Origin of the sequence: Salinactinospora qingdaonensis, assembly GCF_039539445.1 — a bacterium.
GTDB classification, from domain to species: domain Bacteria; phylum Actinomycetota; class Actinomycetes; order Streptosporangiales; family Streptosporangiaceae; genus Salinactinospora; species Salinactinospora qingdaonensis.
This window is the reverse complement of sequence record NZ_BAABDD010000063.1, coordinates 1-2,740: the sequence shown is the minus strand read 5'-3', so window position 1 is coordinate 2,740 and position 2,740 is coordinate 1. Positions and strand designations below refer to the sequence as shown.

Genomic DNA, 2,740 nt, shown 5'->3' with positions numbered 1-2,740 from the left:
TTTTCGGGGCCACGACCTCGGGGCGTCCGGCCGAGTTGCCCGGGGTGGAAGAGGCGCTGGGGCTGTTCATCAACACCTTGCCGGTGCGCGTGAGCATCGACCCCGCCACCCCCGCCGCCACCTGGCTGCGCAACCTACAGCAAGCACAAGTGGAGTCGCGTCGCCACGAGCACCTTCCGCTGCCCCGCATCCAGGCGCAGTCGCAGCTACCGGGCGACGTGCCGCTGTTCGACAGCCTCATCGTGTTCGAGAACTACCCCGTCGACGAGCGGGCCGCCCACGAGCACGGCCTGACCATCGGCGACGTCACCGCCCACGAGGCCACCAACTACCCGCTGACGCTCGTCGTCTACGACGCGGACCGAATCGACCTCCAGCTCAAGTACGATCCCACCCTCTTCGAGCCGCAACGGCCCGCTCGACTGCTGCGGCGCTTCGCCGACTTCGTCGAAGGGCTCGTCGCCGACCCCCGACGCGCCGTCGCCGCCCTCCCCGCGAGCGACGAGGAGGAATGCGCACGTCTGGCCGCCTGGGGCGACGGCGGGGCCCCGCAGCACGAGCGCACTCTGGTCCAGCTCCTCACCGAGCAGGCGCGGCTGCGCCCCGACGCCCCGGCACTGATCAGCGCCGAGGCGGAGTGGACCTACGCCCACCTGGACGAACGCAGCACCGCCCTCGCCCAACGGCTACGCGCGCTCGGGTGCGCGCGCGGATCGGTGGTGGGCGTGTCCCTCGGCCGAGGACCGGAGCTGATCGCCGCCATGCTCGGCGTCGTCAAGGCCGGCGCCGCCTACCTCCCCATCGACCCGGACTACCCCGCTGAGCGTCAGCGCTTCATCGTCGAGGACTCCGGTGTGGCACTCGCCATCACCGCCGATGGCCACGGCGACCGCCTCCCCGAGTCGCTGCACCGGATCGCCGTGAAGGGGTTCGACGAGTGGCCCACCGTCGCCGATGCCCCCTCCTGGAGCGGTCCGGAGCTGGACGACCTCGCCTATGTCATCTACACCTCGGGCTCCACCGGGGCCCCCAAGGGCACCATGGTGACCCACCGCGGGGTCTCGGAGTTCGCCGCCGCCATGGTCGAGCGGTTCGGGACCGAACCCGACTTCCGCGTCTTGCAGCTCGCCTCCTCCAGTTTCGACGCCTCGGTCATGGAAGTGTTGATGGCTCTCGGGGCCGGTGCGGCCCTGGTGGTCCCACCGCCCGGGCCGCTGGTCGGCGAGGAGTTGGCCGACACGCTGGCCCGCTACCGTATCGACCTCACCATCATCCCGCCCTCCGTGCTCGCCTCGGTACCCGAGAGCGACTACCCGGGACCGCGCACGCTCGTCGTCGGCGCGGAGGCGTGCCCGACCGAGCTGGTTAACCGGTGGGCGCCGGGACGCCGGATGGTCAACGCCTACGGCCCCACCGAGATCACTATCGCCGCCTCGCTCAGCGATCCCCTGGAACCCGGCCAGACCCCGGCCATCGGTCGCCCCGTGCAAGGCACCCGGCTGTATGTGCTGGATGGGTTGTTGCGTCGGGTTCCGGTGGGGGTTGTTGGGGAGTTGTATGTGGGTGGTGCTGGGGTGGCGCGTGGTTATGTGGGGCGTGCGGGGTTGACGGCGCAGCGGTTTGTGGCTGATCCGTTTGGTTCGGGTGGGCGGTTGTATCGCACGGGGGATGTGGTGCGGTGGAATCGCGAGGGGCAGTTGGAGTATGTGGGTCGGGCCGATGACCAGGTCAAGATCCGCGGGCTGCGCATCGAACCCGGCGAGGTCGAGTCCGCGCTGGCCGCCCTGCCCGGTGTCCGTCAAGCCGCGATCGCCGTCCTCGAAAGCGCTCCCGGTTCCGCCGCTCTCGTCGGCTACGTCGTCGGCGACGGCCATTCAGCGGTGGAGCCCGCCGAACTGCGGTCCCGCCTCGCCGAGATTCTGCCTGCGCATCTGGTGCCCACGGCCGTCCTCACGCTCGACTCCCTGCCCCTGACTCCCAACGGCAAGGTCGACCGGGCGGCGTTGCCCGCGCCCGACTGGGACGCCCTGGCCTCCTCGCGCTACGTCGCCCCGCGTTCGTGGGTGGAGCGGGTGTTGGCGGAGGTGTTCGCGTCGGTGTTGGGGGTGGAGCGTGTGGGGGTCGATGATGATTTCTTTGCGTTGGGTGGGGATTCGATTCTGAGTATTCAGGTGGTGTCGCGGGCGCGGCGTGGGGGTGTGGTGGTGTCGTCGCGGGATGTGTTTGCGCATCCGACGGTGGCGGGGTTGGCTGCGGTGGCCGGTGCGGAGTCGGGTGGGGCTCCGGTGTGGGGTGCGGTGTCGGGTCCGGTGCGGGCGACGCCGATTATGCGGTGGTTCTTCGAGACGCATCCGGTGGCGCCGCACCGTTTCAACATGTCGGTGGTGTTGGATCTGGTGGAGGGGTTCGAGGTTTCGGCGCTGCCGCGGGTGGTGGCGGCGTTGCTGCACCACCACGACATGCTCAGGCTGCGGATGGAAGACGGTAGCGGCGAGCCGGCCCTGCACATCCTGCCCACCGAGGACGTCGACCGGGTACTGGAGACCGTCGACGCCACCGAAACCGACGACATCGACACTCTCGTTGAGAGCCACACCGACCGTGCCCGGGCCGCGCTCGATCTGGTCGATGGGCCGGTGGTGCGGGTGGTGGTGTTCGATGGTGGTGTTGGTGGTGGGGTGCGGTTGGTGGTGGTGGCCCACCATTTGGTGGTGGATGGGGTGTCGTGGCGGGTGTTGGT

General features: G+C 69.8%; 1 protein-coding gene. It reads left to right on the top strand.

The window, feature by feature from the left end; genetic code table 11:
• Nucleotides 1–44: 44 nt before the first annotated feature.
• A partial coding sequence (locus tag ABD848_RS24755; protein WP_344977587.1) for a non-ribosomal peptide synthetase occupies nucleotides 45–2,740 on the top strand: 2,696 nt, incomplete at its 3' end.